The following is an 18827-nucleotide window of genomic DNA, read 5'->3' on the forward strand; positions in this document are numbered from 1 at the left end:
CAGCAGGGTGTGCAGGTCCGATTCCAGCTGATGCGCGCCGTGGGTGTCGCGCGCCCGCTTCCCCCACCGCGCTGGCCTGGATGGTGACCCGCGCCGCCGAGGCCCACGCCGGTCCCTTGCTGGTGGTTGCGCGCGACACCCACGGCGCGCATCAGCTGGAATCGGACCTGCACACCCTGCTGGGCGAAGGCGGCGACCTGCCGGTATTCCCGTTCCCGGATTGGGAAACCCTGGCCTACGACCGTTTCAGTCCGCACCCGGACATCATTTCGCAGCGACTTGCCGCCCTGCATGCCCTGCCCGGCCTGAAACGAGGCGTGGTGGTGGTGCCGGTGCAGACCCTGATGCAACGGCTACCGCCGCTGCGCTACGTGGTCGGCGGCAGCTTCGACCTGAAAGTCGGCCAGACCCTGGATTTCGATCAGGAAAAACGCCGCCTGGAAGCGGCCAGCTACCGCAACGTGCCGCAGGTGCTGGACCCGGGCGATTTCGCCATCCGCGGCGGATTGCTGGATGTGTTCCCGATGGGCGCAACCGCGCCGCTGCGCATCGAGCTGCTGGACGACACCATCGATTCCATCCGCGCCTTCGACCCGGAAAGCCAGCGCTCGCTGGAAAAGATTCCGCAGGTGAAGATGCTGCCGGGCCGCGAGATACCGCTGGACGATCTGTCGGTGCAGCGCGCGCTGGATGCGTTGCGCGAACGTTTCGACGTGGATACGCGGCGCAGTTCGCTGTACCAGGACCTCAAGTCGGGCATCGCGCCGGCCGGCGTCGAATACTACCTGCCGCTGTTCTTCGAACAGACCGCGACCTTGTTCGATTATCTGGACGCGGCCACGCTGCCGCTGATCGCCGAAGGCGTGACCGAGGCCATCGAAGCGTTCTGGGCGCAGACCCGCAACCGCTACGAACAGCGCAGGCACGATATCGAACGGCCGCTGGTACCGCCGGACGAGCTTTACCTCGCACCCGACGCATTGCGCGAGCGCCTGAACCGCAATGCGCGCATCGAAGTGTGCGGACCGGACCATCCGCGCCGCGAAGAATCGCAGCCGCTTGGCGACCAGCTGGTGCCGGTGCTTCCACTGGCCGCGAAGGACGTCGAACCTGCCGCTGCGGTGAAGTCGTTTCTTTCCAGCTATCCGGGACGCGTGTTGATCGCGGCTGATTCGCCTGGGCGGCGCGAGGCGTTGATGGAGGTGATGCAGGCGGCGGGACTGGTGCCGGAAGTGGTATCGGACTTCAGCGCGTTCGTTGCATCCCCTCTCCCGCTTGCGGGAGAGGGCAAGGGTGAGGGCGCTCTTGGCGCGGACCGAAAAGCGCCCTCATCCGGCCCTTCGGGCCACCTTCTCCCGCGAGCGGGAGAAGGGTTATTTTCAGTGCCGCGTTTTGCAATTGCAGTTGCCCCGCTCGAAGACGGCTTTGCCCTCGACCACCCGCAAATCGCGGTGCTCACCGAACGCCAGCTGTTCCCCGAACGCGCCACGCAACCGCACCGTCGCCGCCGCACCGGCCGCGAACCGGAAGCGATCATCCGCGACCTGGGCGAACTGAGCGAAGGCGCGCCTATCGTCCACGAAGACCACGGCGTCGGCCGTTACCGCGGACTGGTGGTGCTGGAAGCCGGCGGCACGCCCGGCGAATACCTGGAGATCGAATACGCCAAGGGCGACCGCCTGTACGTGCCGGTCGCGCAGCTGCATCTGATCAGCCGCTATTCGGGCGCCTCGGTGGAAACCGCGCCGCTGCATTCGCTGGGCGGCGAAGCCTGGACCAAGGCCAAGCGCAAGGCTGCCGAGAAAGTCCGCGACGTCGCCGCCGAACTGCTCGAAATCCAGGCCCGCCGGCAAGCGCGCGCAGGCCTGGCGCTGCATCTGGACCGCGCCATGTACGAACCCTTCGCGGCCGGCTTCCCGTTCGAAGAAACCCCCGACCAGCACCACGCCATCGAAGCGGTGATCCGCGACCTGGCCAGTTCGCAGCCGATGGACCGCGTGGTCTGCGGCGATGTGGGCTTCGGCAAGACAGAGGTCGCCGTACGCGCCGCTTTCGCCGCCGCCAGCGCCGGCAAGCAGGTCGCGGTGCTCGTGCCGACCACGCTTTTGGCCGAACAGCACTACCGCAACTTCCGCGACCGCTTCGCCGATTGGCCGTTGAAGGTGGAAGTGCTGTCGCGCTTCAAAAGCGCCAAGGAAATCAAGGAAGAGTTGCGCAAGGTCACCGAAGGCACCCTGGACGTGATCGTAGGCACGCACCGTCTGCTGCAGCCCGATGTGAAGTTCAAGGACCTGGGGCTGGTGATCGTCGACGAAGAACAGCGCTTCGGCGTGCGCCAGAAGGAAGCGCTGAAGGCGCTGCGCGCCAATGTGCACCTGCTGACGCTCACTGCGACACCGATCCCGCGCACCTTGAACATGGCCATGGCCGGCCTGCGCGATCTGTCCATCATCGCCACCCCGCCGCCCAACCGTCTGGCGGTGCAGACCTTCATCACGCCCTGGGATGCGCCGCTACTGCGCGAAGCGTTCCAGCGCGAACTGGCGCGCGGCGGCCAGCTTTACTTCCTGCACAACGACGTGGAAAGCATCGGCCGCATGCAGCGCGATCTGTCCGAACTGGTGCCCGAGGCGCGCATCGGCGTGGCCCACGGCCAAATGCCGGAACGCGAGCTGGAACAGGTGATGCTGGATTTCCAGAAGCAGCGCTTCAACGTGCTGCTGTGCACGACGATCATCGAATCGGGCATCGACATCCCCAACGCCAATACCATCATCATCAACCGCGCCGACCGTTTCGGCCTTGCGCAGTTGCATCAGCTGCGTGGCCGGGTCGGCCGTTCGCACCACCGTGCCTACGCCTATCTGGTGGTGCCGGACAAGCGCGCGATGACCGGCGATGCGCAGCGCCGGCTGGAAGCGATCGCGGCGATGGACGAACTGGGCGCCGGCTTCACCCTGGCCACCCACGACCTGGAAATCCGCGGCGCCGGCGAACTGCTGGGCGAAGACCAGAGCGGGCAGATGGCCGAGATCGGCTTCAGCCTGTACACCGAACTGCTGGAGCGCGCGGTGCGTTCGATCCGCCTGGGCAAGCTGCCCGACCTGGACGCCGGCACCGCGCACGGCGCCGAAGTCGAACTGCATATCCCCTCGCTGATCCCGCACGACTATCTGCCCGATGTGCATACCCGTTTGACGCTGTACAAGCGCGTGAGCAGTGCGACCGATGCCGACGAACTACGCGACCTGCAGGTGGAGATGATCGACCGCTTCGGCCTGCTGCCGGATGCGGCCAAGCATCTGTTCGCCATCGCCGAGCTCAAACTCGCGGCCACCGCCATGGGCATCCGCAAACTGGACCTGGGCGAAAACGGCGGGCGCATCGTGTTCGAAGCGCAGCCCAATATCGACCCGATGTCGGTGATCCAGATGATCCAGAAGCAGCCCAAACTGTATTCCATGGATGGGCCGGACAAGCTGCGCATCAAACTGCCGCTGCCCGAGGCGGCGGATCGTTTCAATGCCGCTCGCGGCTTGCTGGCGGCACTGGCCAAAACGTAAGGTTCGTCGTCTATTTTTGGCGAGTAGGTCGGGGCTACGCCCCCGACGCACGGAAGATGTCAGACACTGCGTCCGTCGGGGGCGTAGCCCCGACCTACGGTCACGCACTTTGTCCTTTGTCTGCTCTAATGATCCCCGCCGAAGCCGGGAAGGAGACAGTCGTGGACACCGCATCGCTGCTGTGGGGTTTGCTGTTCGGTTCGGTGGGGCTGGGCTATTTCATTTATGGGAAGAACCAGAAGGCATTGCTGCCGGCACTGTGCGGAGTGGGGCTGATGGTCTTCCCGTATTTCGTTTCCAGCATATGGCTGATGGTGGTTATCGGCGCCGGATTGATGGCGTTGCCGTTTTTCGTCCGCTTCTGAACAGCGCGACCCATTTGAGCCTGTCCGTTGCCAGCCTGCGGACGCGTTGGTAGTGGATGGTCCGCTGTCGCCAGCCGGCGACCGAAGGACCACCACCGACGGAGGCGACCATGCGCAAATTCCTTGCAGCGTTCCCGGTTCTCATGCTCCTTGCTTCGCCGCAGGCCCATGCGATCACCCAGGCGGAGGCGGAGAAGATCGCCGCCAATTACCTGGCCTCGTTGCCGCCGGCCGAGGTCAGCTACGATGCGATCAAGACGGTCATCGGCGATCTGGATGGCGACGGCAAGCCTGAAATCGTGGTCCAGACCGCATTGCTGGGCCCCACTTACTGGTCCTATCAACTCGACGTCTTCGTGGACCGCGGCAAGGGCTATGCGCACGCCGGAACCGGCGAACTATGGGGCGACGTACAGAGTATCGCCATCGACAAGGGCATGGTGGTGGTGAAATCGAAGATGCCCGCGCCCAACGATCCGCGCTGCTGCCCCACGCTGGAAAAGACGTATCGCTATGCGTGGAAAGGCGGCAAGGTGATCGAAGCCAAATGACCGCGCCTGGATCGGTTGCGGCACAGTGACCGGTTGGCGACGCTTTCTGCGCTCTTTTTTTCTGCAGGGGATTTCCATTGAAGGAGATTGCACGTGGCACTGACCAGGATAGAGAGTTACGAAGTGATGTATGCCGCCAACCAGTTCGCTCCGCGGATCTGGCTCAAGCATGGCGGCGCCTATATCGGCCAGCTGGTGTTCCACCCCAATGGCCAGGCGTTGCCGGCCGACGGACCGGATGCGAACAATCCCTCGCTGCACTACCATCTGGACGACTTCCACAACGCGCTCGACCTGCTGCGCAACGAGAAACCGGTATGGCTGTTGTATTCGGGAACGGGCGGCGGCTTCGAGAACGGGATCAAGACCGATGCCGAAACCACCGGCGAGGGCGAAACCGGCTTGAAACGTTTCCCCAAAAACTGAGGCGTGCCTTGGCCGGCGCCGTGCTTGCGGGCGCGGTGCTGGCCCTGATTTCCTGTTCCACCGCCCCGGCGCGCGATGCCGATACGGTCACCTTCGTGGTGGTTCGGCACGCGGAAAAAGGCGACGACGACCCGCGCGATCCCTCACTCAGCCAGATCGGCCGGGCGCGCGCGCAGCGCCTGGCGACTCTGCTGAACGACACGACGGTCAACGCCGCCTACGCCACCGCCTACCGCCGCACTTATCAGACCGCACAGCCTGTCGCAGAGAACCACTTCCTGCGCATCACCACTTACGATGCGCAAATGCCCGCGCCGCAGTTCGCAGAGCGGCTGCGCACGTTGCACAAGACTGGGGCAGTGCTTGTAGTCGGCCACAGCAACACCGTTCCGGACATCGTCGGCGCGCTGTCGGGGCGGCCTGTCGAAGCGATGGCCGACGACGAATTCGATCGCCTCTACCGGATACGCATCGGCGCCGACGGAAAAGCGACGCTTTCGCAGAACCACTTCTGACCGCATGCGGGCCGTTTTCCGACTTTACCAACCGGAAAACTCCGACACAGCGTAGACCCGCGACCGTTACGTGAGGCCGTAAGCTTGGACCACGCGCATGGATATGCGCTTGCCGCCCGTACTCAAGGACCGAGACCATGAACCTGCGCATCGTTTTGCTTTTGCTGCTGTCCTTCCTGCTGCCCCAACCATCGCTGGCGGAAGCGACGACCCAGCCGCGGGCGATGCTGGCCACGAACTACCGCAGCGGCTTGAACGTCGCGGACTACTGGGTCAGCGAAAAACTGGACGGCGTCCGCGGGCGCTGGGACGGTAAACGTCTGCTCACCCGTGCCGGGCAGCCGATAGTGCCGCCGGCATGGTTCACCGCAGGCTGGCCGAAGGTGGCCATGGACGGCGAACTGTGGATAGGCCGCGGCCGTTTCGACGAAGTCAGCGGCATCGTGCGCGCGGGAAAGGCCGACGATCGCGCCTGGCGACGCGTGCGCTTCATGGTCTTCGATCTGCCCGAGCACGGCGGCAGCTTCGGAACTCGGGTTCTGCGCATGCGCGGCATGTTGTCCACTGCCGGAATCGCGTGGCTGCAACCCGTGCCCCAGTTCCGCCTGGGCGATACGGATGCGCTCGAGGCGCGGCTCAAGCGAATCGTCGCCGAGGGCGGCGAAGGTCTGATGCTGCACAGGCATGACGCTTTGTATCGGGTGGGCCGCAGCGAAGACCTCATCAAATACAAGCTCTATGCAGATGCGGAAGCGCGGGTGGTGGCGCATGCGCCGGGGAAGGGGAAATACACGGGTATGCTCGGTGCCCTGGTCGTACAGATGCAGGATGGCAGGCGATTCCGCCTGGGCTCCGGATTCACCGATGCCCAACGCGTCGATCCACCACCGATAGGCAGCCTGGTTACCTATCGCTACAACGGACTGACCGGCAAAGGCCTGCCACGCTTCGCACGCTTCCAGCGCATCCGTCTGGATCCGCCGCCGCCCGATCCCCGATAAGCGCGACGAAGCCTGCACATGGCGCGAACATGTCCGGGCTACCCTTGCGCCATGGATGCGAATTCGGGAACCGGCGTGTTCGGCGATTGGGATGGCAGCGTCGCTGCCGCACGCACTTTGCAGATGGAACTGGCGAGACGGGTTTCCCTGCGCGACGATTTCCCCGAACCACGCGTACTGGCGGGTTTCGACGTGGGCTTCGAGGAAGAAGGCGCGGTCACCCGCGCCGCGGTCGTGCTGCTCGATGCCGCCACGCTCCAGCCCATCGAATCGCACATCGCCCGGGTCGAAACTTCGATGCCGTACGTGCCCGGTCTGCTCAGCTTTCGCGAATTGCCGGCGTTGATGGCCGCGCTGGCCATGCTGACGCGAACGCCGGATCTGGTCTTCGTCGATGGGCAGGGCATCGCCCATCCGCGGCGGCTGGGAATCGCTGCGCACTTCGGCGTGGCGACGGGGTTGCCGGCGCTGGGCGTGGCCAAGAAGGTGTTGACGGGTCGTCACGACGAACCGGGACCGGCATTAGGCGACCGCGCCCCACTCATGCACCGCGACGAACAGATCGGCTGGGCGTTGCGCAGCAAACCGCGCTGCAATCCACTGATTGTTTCCCCAGGGCACCGGATCTCCATGGACACCGCGGCCGAATGGGTCCTGCGCACGCTGCGGGGCTACCGCTTGCCGGAACCGACCCGCCTGGCCGACCGCATCGCATCCCGGCGCGGCGAGCTGCCGCCGGGTAGCGCGGGCCCGCTCGATAATGGCAGTCTCTTTTAAGCGCAACGATCCGTTCCCGCTGTCGAATCAAGCATCCGGCTTTCCTGTGCGATCCTGCCGCCATTCCCGGAGGCACACATGACCACGATCATCACTCCCCGCACCCACGACTTGGGCGGCGGCTTCGAAGTACGCCGCGCCGTACCCAGCCTGCAGGCACGCAGCATCGGACCGTTCGTGTTCGTCGACCACATGGGGCCGGCGATCTTCGAGCCCGGCCGGGGCATCGATGTACGCCCGCACCCGCATATCGGCCTGGCCACGGTGACTTTCCTGTGGGCCGGCGCGATCAACCACAAGGACACGCTGGGCTCCGAGCAGGTGATCCTGCCCGGCGACGTCAACTGGATGACCGCAGGCCGCGGCATCGCCCACTCCGAACGCACGCCGGCCGATGCGCGCGGCCGTGGACATGCGGTGCACGGCATGCAGACCTGGGTGGCCTTGCCGAAAGCGGACGAGGAAACAGCGCCCGAATTCCACCACCACAGTGCCGCGGCGTTGCCCCAATTGCGAAGGAACGGCGCCTTCCTGCGGGTGATCGCAGGGCGCGCCTTCGGCGAGGAATCGCCGGTGCGGGTGTTCGCCGATACTTTCAATGTCGCCGTCGACCTGGACGCCGACGCCGAACTGGCGATCGACGACCCGTATGCCGAGCGTGCGCTTTACATCCTTGAGGGCGATGCGCAATTGGACGGCGCCGATCTTCCCGACAAGCATCTGGTCGTGCTGGACCCGGGCACGCGCCCGGTGCTGCGCGCCAAGACTCCGCTCAAGGCCATGCTGCTGGGCGGCGAGCCGCTGGACGCCCCACGCCACATGTGGTGGAACTTCGTATCCAGTTCGAAGGAACGCATCGAACAGGCCAAGCAGGATTGGCTGGATGGAAGTTTCGGCCAGATCCCGGGCGAAGTGGAGTTCATTCCGCTGCCGGAACGGTAAGACGCGACCGGTCGTGGGAGCGGCGTCCCGCCGCGAGCTTTTCGCTTCTCTAGTCGATAGTCGATTCAAGAGCTCGCGGCGGGACGCCGCTCCCACGACTTCTACAAAGCATTGGGTCTTCGGAACCGGAGACGGCATTGATGTGAGCCGTGGAGCTTTTGCGGCGCAACACGCCGCATCTAACGGAAAAGAAACAAACGCGATCATCGCTTCCGCTACTTTGCGCGGGCCGCCAACCGGCGGATCGACACTCTGAGGGGGCAACATGAATCTGGGCAAAAAACTCACGGCCGAGTTCCTCGGCACGTTCTGGCTGGTATTGGGTGGCTGCGGCAGCGCGGTACTCGCGGCCAATTTCGGCGGCGACGGCAATCCGCTGGGGATCGGGTTCGTCGGTGTTTCGCTGGCTTTCGGCCTGACCGTGCTGACCGGCGCCTACGCGTTCGGCCATATTTCGGGCGGCCACTTCAATCCCGCGGTAAGCCTGGGCCTGTGGGCCGGCGGTCGTTTCCCGGCCAAGGACCTGGTGCCGTACATCCTTGCGCAGGTGCTGGGCGGCATCGCCGCCGGTTTCATCCTGCTGCAGATCGCCAAGGGCGGCGGCGGTTTCGCCATCGACCCGACCGCTGCCGGCGCTTTCGCCACCAACGGTTACGACGCGCTGTCCCCGGGCGGCTACACGGTCGCGGCGGCCTTCCTGTGCGAAGTAGTGCTGACGGCGTTCTTCCTGATCGTGATCATGGGTTCCACCCACAAGAATGCGCCTACCGGCTTCGCGCCCATCGCCATTGGTCTGGCGTTGACCCTGATCCACCTGATCAGCATCCCGGTCACCAACACCTCGGTGAATCCGGCGCGTTCGACCGCAGTGGCGGTGTTCGCCGGTTCCGGCCAACTGGGCCAGCTGTGGCTGTTCTGGGTCGCACCGATCCTGGGCGCGCTCATCGGCGGCATGCTGTACGGCTGGCTGGGGCGCGACCAACCCAACATCGTCGGCAATTCCTGACGGTTCCGCTTTCCGTTCGAAAAAAAAGCCGGGCAATGCCCGGCTTTTTTGTGACGCATGCATTATTTTGGCGCGAAAACCTGGGCTACTGTCGAAGTCCGATGGCGGGGAGCGCCATCGGACAGGAGCATGACCGCCGCAGGCCCGGGTCCATCCCGGCAAGCCTGCCGTGGGCCCAGGACAGTGAATCCATTATTCGTATGCCGCTACGGCCCTTCCAGGGGAATTAGTCATGAAACCCGCTTATCTGTTTTTTTTGGTATTGCTGATGCTGCCGGGCGCAGCCCTGGCGCAACAGGCAAATTCTCGTTGTCCGCCGCTTCCAGCTAGCTCCGGCCTGCAATGGGAGGAGCGGGTCAACCCCGGTTTCCTCGCCTGCAAGGCACGCAACGAAGACGGCAGCAAGTCGATCAACCTGCTGCTGACCTCGCGCGACCCGGACCTGCGCCTGAGCAAGTCGCGCCGCGTTGAGTCGGGCGTATTCTCCGGCGAGTCCCTGCACTGGTACCTGCCCGACATCGCCGGACGCGACGAAACCTATCTCGCTTCGCGGCGCATCACCGTCGTGGAGCTGGGCAAAGACCAGTACGCCCAGATCTGGATCGATGCCCCATCGACACAGGACCTGGCCGAACTGCTGACGCTGACCGGACAACTGGACGTGAGCGCCGGCACCGCTTATCTGGTGTCCGGCAACTGACGCTGGCCGGGGCGGGCGCAACTCGCCCCGGGATTCAGAAGCGGCCTTCCTGGTAATCCACGAAGGCCTGCATCAGTTCCTGTTTGGTGTTCATGACGAACGGGCCATGGCGCATCACCGGCTCGCGCAGCGGCCGGCCCGCGACCACGATCAGGCGCGCATCTCCGCTGCCGGCGCGCAGCCGCAACAGATCGCCGCCGCCGAGCACCGCCATCTCGTGGGTCTCCAGCGCGCGCGCGTCTTCGCCCTCGCCCACCGTCGCCGCGCCTTCGAACGCATAGGCGAACGCGTTATGGCCTTCGGGCAAGAGGTATTCCCAAGCCGTGCCCGCCTGCAGCGCGACATCCAGATACACGGGATCGGTCGCCGGCTGCACGATCGGGCCGACCACATCGCCTACCCGGCCAGCGATGACCTTGACGCTGACGCCAGCGGCCGGGGTGGCCACGGGAATGCGGTCCGGTGCGTATTCCTGGTACTTCGGGTCGGTCATCTTGTCGCGCGCGGGCAGATTCACCCACAGCTGGAAGCCGCGCATGCGGCCGGATTCCTGTTCCGGCATTTCCGAGTGCACCAAGCCGCGGCCGGCAGTCATCCACTGCACGCTGCCAGGAGTCAGCAGGCCTTCGTTGCCGTGGTTGTCCTTGTGGCGCATACGCCCGTCCAGCATGTAGGTGACGGTTTCGAAACCGCGATGCGGATGGCTTGGGAAACCGGCCAGGTAGTCTTCGGCACGGTCGGTGCCGAACTCGTCCAGCAGCAGGAACGGGTCGAGCTCCGGCAAATCCGGACCGCCGATGACGCGGGTCAGTTTGACGCCGGCGCCGTCGGAAGTCGGGCGGCCGCGAATAACGCGGGCAACGCGGGCGGGATGGGATGAGGTGGCGACAGTGTTCATAGCGGCTCCTTTTCGATGCCCACAAAGATGGCACCGGCCTACCCCGTAAGGAATGCCGTAGAGCGGAACCCTTCGTTCCACCAGCAAGGTCTGTAGGAGCGGGCCCTGCCCGCGACAGGCTCTACCCGTGAACTCCGTCGCGGGCAGGGCCCGCTCCTACAAAGCATCAGGCGACGTAGACGGACTTGATGTTCATGAACTCATGGATGCCGTGCTCGGCCAGTTCGCGGCCGAAGCCGGAGCGCTTGGTGCCGCCGAACGGCAGACGTACATCGCTCTTCACGATCGCGTTGACGAAAGCCGCGCCGCATTGCAACTGCCGCGCGACGCGATTGCCGCGCTCGCGGTCGCCGGTCCATACGCTGCCGCCCAGGCCGAAACTGGTGTCGTTGGCCACCTTGATCGCTTCGGCTTCGTCCTTGACTCGCAGGATGCTGGCCACGGGTCCGAACAGCTCTTCGTCGTAGGCCGGCATGCCCGGCGCCACGCCATCCAGGATCGACGCCGGATAGCCCGCGTGGGAGCCATCCGGTTCGCAGCCCAGTAGCGGCTTGGCGCCCTTGGCGATGCTCGCCTGCACCTGCTTGTGCAGCTCGTCGCGCAGATCCTGGCGGGCCATCGGCCCGAGCGTAGTCGATTCGTCGTTGGGATCGCCCAGCTTCAATCTGGAAGCCGCCTCGACGAAGCGCTGCACGAAGGCGTCGGCGATGGCCTCCACCACGATGAAGCGCTTGGCCGCGATGCAGGTCTGGCCCACGTTGCCGAAGCGCGAAGCCACCGCGCTGGCCACCGTCTTGTCCAGATCCGAGTCTTCCAGCACCACGAAGGCGTCGCTGCCGCCGAGTTCCATCACGCACTTCTTCAGCTGGTCGCCGGCGTTGGCGGCGATCGACCGCCCTGCCCGTTCGCTGCCGGTCAAGGTCACCGCGGCTATGCGCTTGTCGCGCAGCACTTCGGCGGCCTGGTCGTTGTCGATATGCAGCGCTGCGAACACGCCGGGCGGAATGCCGGCATCGCGCAGCGTCTCGGCGATGATGTCCGCGCAACGCGGCACGTTGCTGGCGTGCTTGAGCACCGCCACATTGCCCGCCATCAACGCGGGGGCGAGGAAGCGGAACACCTGCCAGATCGGGAAGTTCCACGGCATCACCGCCAGCACGCAGCCGATGGGCTCGAAACGCACGTAGCTATTGCTGGCTTCGGTGGCGATGGGCTGGTCTTGCAGGTATTCGGCCGCATGCTCTGCGTAGTAGTCGCAAGCGTCGGCGCACTTGTCCACTTCGGCCAAGGCCTCTTTGCGCAGCTTGCCCATCTCGGCGGTCATGATCTTCTGGATATCGTCGCGGCGGCTGCGCAGCTGCGCGCCCACCTTGCGCAGCAGCTCGCCGCGTTCGGCCAATGGTCGCGCGGACCATTGCGGGAACGCCGAGGCGGAAGCGGCCAGGATCGCCTCGACAGCGGCGGCGTCCATGAGCTCAAGCGTGTATTCGACCTTGCCGGTCGCGGGATTGACGGTTTCGACGGTCATGATGATCTTCGTGGAAGTTGCCGGGAATGACTTGGAAGTTGCCGGGGAGGAATATTGCCAGCCGGTGGGTTAGCTGGCCGTAGTGGCCTCCCCCTTTGAAAAAGGGGGATCGAGGGGGATTTGCTCTTGCTCTTTGCCCTCGGCGGCTCGGTGAAGATCAAGATCAAGATCAAGATCAAAAGCAAATCCCCCGTAACCCCCTTTGTCAAAGGGGGCAAAAGCAAAAGCAAAAGCAAAAGCAAAAAAGCAACGGCAACGGCAAGCCAGAGCTGCGGGAGCCTCAGCCGTTATCCTGCAACGCCAGCTGCATGTCGCGCTGACGCCGCTTTTCTTCGCGGTTCATCAGGTACCAACCGATGAAAGCGGCGACCGACACCACCACGATCATGATCGTGGCCAGCGCATTGACCTGCGGGTTGAGCCCGCGCCGCGCCGAGGAGAACACCACCATCGGCAAGGTGGTGGAACTGGGCCCTGACACGAAGCTCGCCACCACCACATCGTCCAGCGACAAGGTGAAGGCCAGCAGCCAGCCCGAAACGATGGCCGGAGCGATGATCGGCAGCGTGATCAGGAAGAACACCTTGACCCGGTTCGCACCCAGATCCATCGCCGCCTCTTCCAGCGATTTGTCCAATTCGGCCATGCGCGAGGAAAGCACCACGGTGACGAAGGCGAGCGTGAAGGTCACATGCGCGATCCAGATCGACAGGATGCCGCGCGGAGCGAGTCCCACCAGGTTGCCCAGCGACATGAACATCATCAGGATGGACAGGCCCAGGATCACTTCCGGCATCACCAGCGGCGCAGTGATCAGCGCGCCGAACAGGGTCTTGCCGGGGAAACGCCGCATGCGCGTCATCACCAGCGCGGCCAAGGTGCCCAGGATCACCGCGGCGGTGGCGGTGAAGAAGGCGATCTTGATGCTGATCCAGGCCGCGCCCAGCATCTGGTCGTTCTCCAGCAGCTTTCCGTACCACTTCAGCGAGAAGCCCGACCACACCGTGGCCAGCTTGTTTTCATTGAACGAATAGAACATCAACACCAGGATCGGCACGTACAGGAAGCCGAATCCCAGCGCCAGGATCAGCCAGGTCGGCCAGCGCTTGGCGAGGTTGCTCATGTCAGCCTCCCTTCGATTTCGCTCTGCTGCACGCGGTTGAAGATCAGGATCGGGATCAGCAGCAGTCCCAGCATCACGATGGCCACGGCCGAAGCGGTGGGCCAGTCGCGGTTGTTGAAGAACTCGTTCCACAGCACGCGCCCGATCATCAAGGTGTCCGGGCCGCCCAGCAATTCCGGAATCACGAACTCGCCCACCGCCGGAATCATCACCAGCATGCAGCCGGCGATGATGCCGGCCTTGGACAGCGGCAGCGTGATCTTGAAGAACGCCTTCCACGGCTTGGCGCCCAGGTCGTAGGCCGCCTCCAGCAGCCGATGGTCGTGCTTGACCAGATTGGTATAGAGCGGCAGCACCATGAAAGGCAGATAGCAATAGACGATGCCGATGTAGGCGGCGGTGGGCGTATTGGAGATCTGCAGGGGTTCGCTGATCAGGTGCAGCTTCATCAGCAGATTATTGAGCAGGCCATTGGGCTTGAGGATGCCGATCCAGGCGTAGACGCGGATCAGGAACGAAGTCCACGAAGGCAGGATCACCAGCATCATGGCGATGTTGCGCGCCGAGGGCGGAAGCCGCGCGATGACGTAGGCCATCGGATAGCCGATCAGCAACGCCAGGAAGGTGGAGATGGCGGCGATCTTGATGGAGCTCAGATAGGCCTGCACGTATTGCGAATCGGTGAACAGGCCTATGTAGTTGCTGAGGTTCAATTTCAGCGACAGCGCATTGTCCACGTACTCCAGCACCGGCGTGTACGGCGGCATGGCGATGGCGAGCCTGGAGAACGAGATCTTCAGCACGATCAGGAACGGGATGGCGAAAAATACCAATAGCCACAGATACGGGACCGAGATCACCGCCCAGCGCGGATGCGGAAACACCTTCTTCAGAATGGCGTTCATGAGGTCAGCACCACGCCTTCGTTGTCGCCCCACGACACCCAGACCTCGTCGCCCCAGGTCATTCCTTCGCTGGCCCAGCGCTGCTGGTTGGCGAAGTTGGCCATGAACTTGTAGCCGCTGGGCAGGCGTACGTGGAATACGGAATGGCTGCCGAAATAAGCGATGTCCTCGATCTTGCCGCGCGCCTTGTTGTAGCGCTGGTCGGGCTCTTCCTTGCTGATCGACACCTTCTCGGGCCGCACGCCGAACGAGACTTCCTGCCCCTCGTAGCCCGAAATGCCGTGGCCCACATAGATGGCAGTATCCAGCGAAGGCGACAGGATGGTCACGTAGTCGGCCATGTCCTCGTCCACCTTGCCCTGGAACATGTTCACCGAACCGATGAATTCGGCGGCGAAGCGGCTGGTCGGCGATTCGTAGATTTCGTCGGGCGTACCGACCTGGCGGATGCGGCCCGAGTCCATCAGGGCGATGCGCGTGGCCATGGTCATGGCTTCTTCCTGGTCGTGCGTCACCATCACGCAGGTGACGCCTGAGGTCTCGATGATGTTGACCAACTCCAACTGCATCTGCGAGCGCAGCTTCTTGTCCAACGCGCCCATCGGCTCGTCCAGCAGCAGCAGCTTGGGTCCCTTGGCCAGCGAACGCGCCAGCGCCACGCGCTGCTGCTGCCCGCCGGACAGCTGGTGCGGCTTGCGCTTTGCCAGTTTTCCCAACTGCACCAGCGCAAGCATTTCGTCGACGCGTTTCTTGATCGCGTCTTTCGACAACCCGTCCTGCTTCAGGCCGAAGGCGATGTTCTGCTCCACGGTCATGTGCGGAAACAGCGCATAGGACTGGAACATCATGTTGATGGGGCGTTCGTACGGCGGCAGGTCGTTCATGATCTGCCCGTCCAGGTAGATCTTGCCCGAGGTGGGTTTCTCGAAACCGCCCAGGCAGCGCAGCAAGGTGGATTTTCCGCAACCCGATCCGCCCAGCAGCGCGAAGATCTCGCCCTTGCGGATGCTCAGGTCGGTATCCTCGACCGCGACGAAACCATCGAACTCCTTGCGCACATCGACGATCCGCAGATAGTCCTCCACGGCTTTGGCATTACCGGCCGTGTTCTTGGCTCCGTTCAACTGTTCGATTGCCATCTTTGCCCCCAGAATGTCCTACGCAAAAAGATCAAGCCGACCGTCGAATCTGCTCCGACCTGGGCGAATTGGTCGCCGGAACGATATTTCCCATGGCGCGAGCGACGTACTCCTCTTTCTCGCCGACCGGGGCGACGTAATGAAGCGCATTTCTTGCGGCCTCCTCGCCCTCCAGACGCGCGATGATCCAACCCGCAAGGTATTGCGATGCAAGACAGCCGCCGGCTGTCGCCACATTCCCTTGTGCGTAGAACGGCCGATCGATGACCTCGATGCCCGCCTCCTGCACCCAGGGCTTGGTGATGAGATCCGTGCAAGCGGGAACGCCGCCAAGCAGGCCGAGCTTGGCCAGGATAAGCGTGCCCGAGCATTGGGCGCCGATCAGCTGACGCACCGGATCCAGCTTTAGCCTGGCCATCAGCTCCGGGGTACCGACGATTTCCCGGGTTTGCATGCCGCTACCGATAATGACGGCGTCCGCTGCGCAGGCCTCTTCCAGACTCGATTGCGCATGCACGGTCACGCCGTTCATCGAAGTGACCGACGCTGCCGGGCACGACAGCGTCACTCGCCAGCCGGGCGTCTTGACGCGATTGAGTATGCCCAATGCGATCAACGAATCGAGCTCATTGAATCCTTCGAAGGTGAGGATCGCTATGTGCATGGCGGGTTCTTTCGGATGATGGCTGATTCGCGCCCAGAACGAATCGGGGCAGGCGTGACCGCCTGCCCCGTTCTCGCGTTTACTTGCCGGTCTTCAATTCCGTCCAGATCCGCGTATACAGCTTGTCGACTTCCGGCGGAATGATCGCGAAGGTGAACAGCTTCGCCTCGACCTCCGGCGGCGGATACACCGTCGGGTCGTCAGTGATGCTCTTTTCCATCAGCTCCTTGGCCTTGGGAACCGCGTTGGGATAGCTGATGAAGTTGGAGTTGTTTGCCATCACCTGCGGGTCCAGCAGATTGTTGATGTAGGCGTAGGCCTCGTCCACGTGCTTGGCGTCTTTGGGGATGGCCAGCATGTCGAACCACTGCGGCGCGCCTTCCTTCGGAATGGCATAGGCGATGTTGACGCCGTTGCCGGCCTCGGCGGCGCGGTCGCGCGCCTGGATGATGTCGCCCGACCAGCCCACCACCAGGCAGATATCGCCGTTGGCCAGGGCGTCGATGTACTGCGAGGAATGGAAATTGGTGATGTAGGGGCGGATGCTTTTCAGCAATGCGGCCGCCTTGTTGATGACCGCCGGATCGGTGCTGTTGGGGTCTTCGCCCAGGTAGTTGAGGGTGATCGGAATCAGTTCGGACGGCGTGTCCAGGACGGTGACGCCGCAGGCCTTGAGCTTGGAGATGTTCTCCGGCTTGAACACGATGTCCAGGCTGTTGGTCAGGTCGGTGTTGCCGAACGCGGCCTTGACCTTGTCCACGTTGTAGCCGATGCCGGTGGTGCCCCACATGTACGGGATTGCGTATTTGTTGCCTGGATCCTGCGACTCCAATTTCTTCATTATCGCCGGATCGAGATTGGCGTAGTTGGGGATCTTGGATTTGTCCAGCGGCAGGAACACGCCGGCCTGGATCTGGCGCCCCAGGAAGTTCATCGTCGGCACCACCACGTCGTAGCCGCTGGAACCGGCCAGCAGCTTGGTCTCCAGCACTTCGTTGCTGTCGAACACGTCGTAGGTGACCTTGATGCCGGTCTTCTTCTCGAAGTTGGCGTTGGTGTCCTCGGCGATGTAGTCGGACCAGTTGTAGACGTTGACGCTCTTGTCGCCGTCGGCGGCGGTAGCGGCCTTGTCGCCGCCCTTGTCGCCGCATGCGGCAAGCACGCACACGGCGATCATTGCACCCAGCATTCGCAGTTTCATCGCACTCTCCAGATGGCCCGCAGGGGCTGATTGTTGGCATCCGCGCTCCGCGGCATCGCGAAGCGCCCGTTGTTCCCTTCCCGTTCAAAGCATAGTTGCAAAAACCCAGTTACAGACCCAGCTCCGCGGCGGTCTCGTTCAACGCCTTCCAGGCCTTCTCGAACAGTTCGTCGATCTGGTCCCGGCTGACGATCAGCGGCGGCGACAGCAGCATGGCATCGTAGGTCGCGCGCAGGATCAGCCCATTGGCCAATGCCTTGTCGCGGCACAGCTGCCCCACTTTACCGCGATCATCGAAGAATGCACGCCGGCCTTTGTCCGGCACCAGCTCCAACGCGCCGACCATGCCGGCGATGCGCGCTTCGCCGACCAGGCGGTGTTCGCCAAGTTCGGCCCAGCGCTGGGCCAGGTAGGGAGCGGTGTGGGCCTTGCAGGTCTCGATGATTTTTTCTTCTTGCAGGATTCGGATGTTCTCCAGCGCCACCGCCGTGCATACCGGGTGCCCCGAATAGGTGCAACCATGCGCCAGTTCTCCGCCCTGGTCGGCCAGCACGCCGGCGACGCGGTCGTTGAACATCGCCGCGCCCAGCGGGATGTAGCCGGAGGTGATGCCCTTGGCCAGGGTCATCACGTCGGGCATGAAGCCGAAGTAGTCGGCGGCAAACCATTCGCCGGTGCGCCCGAAGCCGCAGATCACCTCGTCGGCCACCAGCAGCACGTCGTACTTGCGGCAGATGCGTTCTATCTCCGGCCAGTACGTCCTGGGCGGGATGTACACGCCGATCGCGCCCATGATGGGTTCGCCGATGAAGGCGGCCACGCGGTCGGGACCCAGTTCCAGGATCTTGGCTTCCAGCCGGCGCGCGGCAAGCAGGCCGTACTCGTCCGGATCCAGGTCGCCGCCGTCGGCGAACCAGAACGGCGGATCGATGTGATGGATGTCGGGAATCGGCAGCCCGCCCTGCTTGTGCATGCCGGCCATGCCGCCCAGACTGGCACCGGCCATGGTGGTGCCGTGATAGCCGTTGTGGCGGCCGATGAAGATGTTCTTCTGCGGCTGGTCCTGCACCGCCCAGAAATGCCGCACCAGGCGCAGGATGGTGTCGTTGGCTTCGGAACCGGAGTTGGTGAAGAACGCGTGGTTGAGATCGCCCGGGGTCAACTCGGCGAGCTTGGCGGCGAGCAGGATCGTGGGCTCGGTGGTGCATTGGAAAAAGCTGTTGTAGTAGGCCAGCTGGGTCATCTGCTTGGACGCAACTTCGCCCAGCTCCTTGCGCCCGTAACCGAGGTTGACACACCACAGCCCGGCGAAGGCATCCAGCAGTTTGTTGCCTTCGGCATCCCATACGTAAGCGCCCTCACCACGGGTAAGAATGCGCGTGCCTTTCTTCGCCAGCGCGGCGTTGTCGTTGAACGGATGCAGGTGGTGCGCGGCATCGAGCTGTTGCAGGGTGCGGGTGTCCAGGTGGTCCATGAAAACTCCGATTTGTGATTCCCTGTAGGAGCGGGCCCTGCCCGCGACG

General features: G+C 63.8%; 18 protein-coding genes. 10 read left to right on the forward strand and 8 right to left on the reverse strand.

Annotation, left to right across the window (positions count from 1 at the left end):
- The 10 genes from mfd to CSC73_RS13895 form a co-directional block, all read left to right on the forward strand.
- Window positions 1-3563, forward strand: a 3563-nt coding sequence (mfd, locus tag CSC73_RS13850; protein WP_425502320.1) for a transcription-repair coupling factor, incomplete at its 5' end; no start/stop codon positions are given.
- Window positions 3564-3724: 161 nt separating this feature from the next.
- The gene (locus CSC73_RS13855; RefSeq protein ID WP_163841217.1) at window positions 3725-3928 is read left to right on the forward strand and encodes a hypothetical protein; all 204 of its coding nucleotides are present in this window, start codon (window positions 3725-3727) and stop codon (window positions 3926-3928) included.
- A gap of 110 nt (window positions 3929-4038) precedes the next feature.
- On the forward strand, window positions 4039-4479 hold the full coding sequence (locus CSC73_RS13860; protein WP_163841219.1) for a hypothetical protein: 441 nt from the start codon (window positions 4039-4041) through the stop codon (window positions 4477-4479).
- A 93-nt stretch (window positions 4480-4572) separates the two neighbouring features.
- Window positions 4573-4905: a hypothetical protein gene (locus CSC73_RS13865; protein WP_163841221.1), complete on the forward strand. Its 333-nt coding sequence runs from the start codon at window positions 4573-4575 to the stop codon at window positions 4903-4905.
- Window positions 4906-4913: 8 nt separating this feature from the next.
- Complete coding sequence (locus CSC73_RS13870; RefSeq protein ID WP_163841223.1) at window positions 4914-5420, forward strand: SixA phosphatase family protein; 507 nt, start codon at window positions 4914-4916, stop codon at window positions 5418-5420.
- 137 nt (window positions 5421-5557) lie between these two features.
- A complete protein-coding gene (locus tag CSC73_RS13875) occupies window positions 5558-6421 on the forward strand; it encodes a DNA ligase (protein ID WP_163841225.1) in 864 nt (287 codons plus the stop codon).
- Window positions 6422-6439: 18 nt separating this feature from the next.
- Window positions 6440-7198, forward strand: a complete 759-nt coding sequence (nfi, locus tag CSC73_RS13880; RefSeq protein WP_425502322.1) for a deoxyribonuclease V — start codon at window positions 6440-6442, stop codon at window positions 7196-7198.
- A 78-nt stretch (window positions 7199-7276) separates the two neighbouring features.
- Window positions 7277-8140 (forward strand): pirin family protein, encoded by an 864-nt coding sequence (locus CSC73_RS13885; protein ID WP_163841229.1) that lies wholly within the window; start codon window positions 7277-7279, stop codon window positions 8138-8140.
- A 265-nt stretch (window positions 8141-8405) separates the two neighbouring features.
- Window positions 8406-9146: an aquaporin Z gene (gene aqpZ / locus CSC73_RS13890; RefSeq protein ID WP_163841230.1), complete on the forward strand. Its 741-nt coding sequence runs from the start codon at window positions 8406-8408 to the stop codon at window positions 9144-9146.
- Between the two features lie 232 nt (window positions 9147-9378).
- Window positions 9379-9846 carry a hypothetical protein gene (locus CSC73_RS13895; protein WP_246197529.1) on the forward strand — a complete coding sequence of 156 codons (468 nt, stop codon included), beginning with the start codon at window positions 9379-9381 and terminating at the stop codon, window positions 9844-9846.
- Between the two features lie 34 nt (window positions 9847-9880).
- On the opposite strand, the gene CSC73_RS13900 is transcribed toward CSC73_RS13895, so the two are convergent.
- From CSC73_RS13900 to CSC73_RS13935, 8 genes are all read right to left on the reverse strand, one after another.
- A complete protein-coding gene (locus CSC73_RS13900) occupies window positions 9881-10744 on the reverse strand; it encodes a pirin family protein (RefSeq protein ID WP_163841232.1) in 864 nt (287 codons plus the stop codon).
- A 166-nt stretch (window positions 10745-10910) separates the two neighbouring features.
- Window positions 10911-12272 carry an NAD-dependent succinate-semialdehyde dehydrogenase gene (locus CSC73_RS13905; protein WP_163841234.1) on the reverse strand — a complete coding sequence of 454 codons (1362 nt, stop codon included), beginning with the start codon at window positions 12270-12272 and terminating at the stop codon, window positions 10911-10913.
- 280 nt (window positions 12273-12552) lie between these two features.
- Window positions 12553-13395: an ABC transporter permease subunit gene (locus CSC73_RS13910; RefSeq protein WP_163841236.1), complete on the reverse strand. Its 843-nt coding sequence runs from the start codon at window positions 13393-13395 to the stop codon at window positions 12553-12555.
- Window positions 13392-14300 carry an ABC transporter permease subunit gene (locus CSC73_RS13915; protein WP_163841238.1) on the reverse strand — a complete coding sequence of 303 codons (909 nt, stop codon included), beginning with the start codon at window positions 14298-14300 and terminating at the stop codon, window positions 13392-13394. Before CSC73_RS13915 ends, CSC73_RS13910 begins: the two co-directional genes overlap by 4 nt.
- Window positions 14297-15439, reverse strand: a complete 1143-nt coding sequence (locus CSC73_RS13920) for an ABC transporter ATP-binding protein (RefSeq protein WP_163841240.1) — start codon at window positions 15437-15439, stop codon at window positions 14297-14299. The genes CSC73_RS13915 and CSC73_RS13920 overlap by 4 nt, the downstream gene beginning before the upstream one ends.
- A 31-nt stretch (window positions 15440-15470) precedes the next feature.
- Window positions 15471-16103 carry a DJ-1/PfpI family protein gene (locus tag CSC73_RS13925; protein ID WP_163841242.1) on the reverse strand — a complete coding sequence of 211 codons (633 nt, stop codon included), beginning with the start codon at window positions 16101-16103 and terminating at the stop codon, window positions 15471-15473.
- A 79-nt stretch (window positions 16104-16182) separates the two neighbouring features.
- Entirely contained in the window at window positions 16183-17304 is a 1122-nt protein-coding gene (locus tag CSC73_RS13930) for a polyamine ABC transporter substrate-binding protein (protein ID WP_163841244.1), read from the reverse strand.
- 109 nt (window positions 17305-17413) lie between these two features.
- Entirely contained in the window at window positions 17414-18778 is a 1365-nt protein-coding gene (locus CSC73_RS13935) for an aspartate aminotransferase family protein (protein WP_163841246.1), read from the reverse strand.
- Window positions 18779-18827: the final 49 nt, after the last annotated feature.

It is taken from the genome of Pseudoxanthomonas sacheonensis (assembly GCF_010093305.1).
Classification (GTDB): Bacteria; Pseudomonadota; Gammaproteobacteria; order Xanthomonadales; family Xanthomonadaceae; genus Pseudoxanthomonas_A; species Pseudoxanthomonas_A sacheonensis.

Excerpts from the sequence above, each read along its gene's own strand:
- CSC73_RS13905 (WP_163841234.1), bottom strand. The coding sequence starts at position 12,272 with ATGACCGTCGAAACCGTCAATCCCGCGACCGGCAAGGTCGAATACACG.
- nfi (WP_425502322.1), top strand. The coding sequence starts at position 6,440 with ATGGCGCGAACATGTCCGGGCTACCCTTGCGCCATGGATGCGAATTCG.
- aqpZ (WP_163841230.1), top strand. The coding sequence starts at position 8,406 with ATGAATCTGGGCAAAAAACTCACGGCCGAGTTCCTCGGCACGTTCTGG.
- CSC73_RS13920 (WP_163841240.1), bottom strand. The coding sequence starts at position 15,439 with ATGGCAATCGAACAGTTGAACGGAGCCAAGAACACGGCCGGTAATGCC.
- CSC73_RS13860 (WP_163841219.1), top strand. The coding sequence starts at position 4,039 with ATGCGCAAATTCCTTGCAGCGTTCCCGGTTCTCATGCTCCTTGCTTCG.
- CSC73_RS13885 (WP_163841229.1), top strand. The coding sequence starts at position 7,277 with ATGACCACGATCATCACTCCCCGCACCCACGACTTGGGCGGCGGCTTC.
- CSC73_RS13935 (WP_163841246.1), bottom strand. The coding sequence starts at position 18,778 with ATGGACCACCTGGACACCCGCACCCTGCAACAGCTCGATGCCGCGCAC.
- CSC73_RS13925 (WP_163841242.1), bottom strand. The coding sequence starts at position 16,103 with ATGCACATAGCGATCCTCACCTTCGAAGGATTCAATGAGCTCGATTCG.
- CSC73_RS13915 (WP_163841238.1), bottom strand. The coding sequence starts at position 14,300 with ATGAACGCCATTCTGAAGAAGGTGTTTCCGCATCCGCGCTGGGCGGTG.
- CSC73_RS13930 (WP_163841244.1), bottom strand. The coding sequence starts at position 17,304 with ATGAAACTGCGAATGCTGGGTGCAATGATCGCCGTGTGCGTGCTTGCC.
- CSC73_RS13910 (WP_163841236.1), bottom strand. The coding sequence starts at position 13,395 with ATGAGCAACCTCGCCAAGCGCTGGCCGACCTGGCTGATCCTGGCGCTG.
- CSC73_RS13895 (WP_246197529.1), top strand. The coding sequence starts at position 9,379 with ATGAAACCCGCTTATCTGTTTTTTTTGGTATTGCTGATGCTGCCGGGC.
- CSC73_RS13875 (WP_163841225.1), top strand. The coding sequence starts at position 5,558 with ATGAACCTGCGCATCGTTTTGCTTTTGCTGCTGTCCTTCCTGCTGCCC.
- CSC73_RS13900 (WP_163841232.1), bottom strand. The coding sequence starts at position 10,744 with ATGAACACTGTCGCCACCTCATCCCATCCCGCCCGCGTTGCCCGCGTT.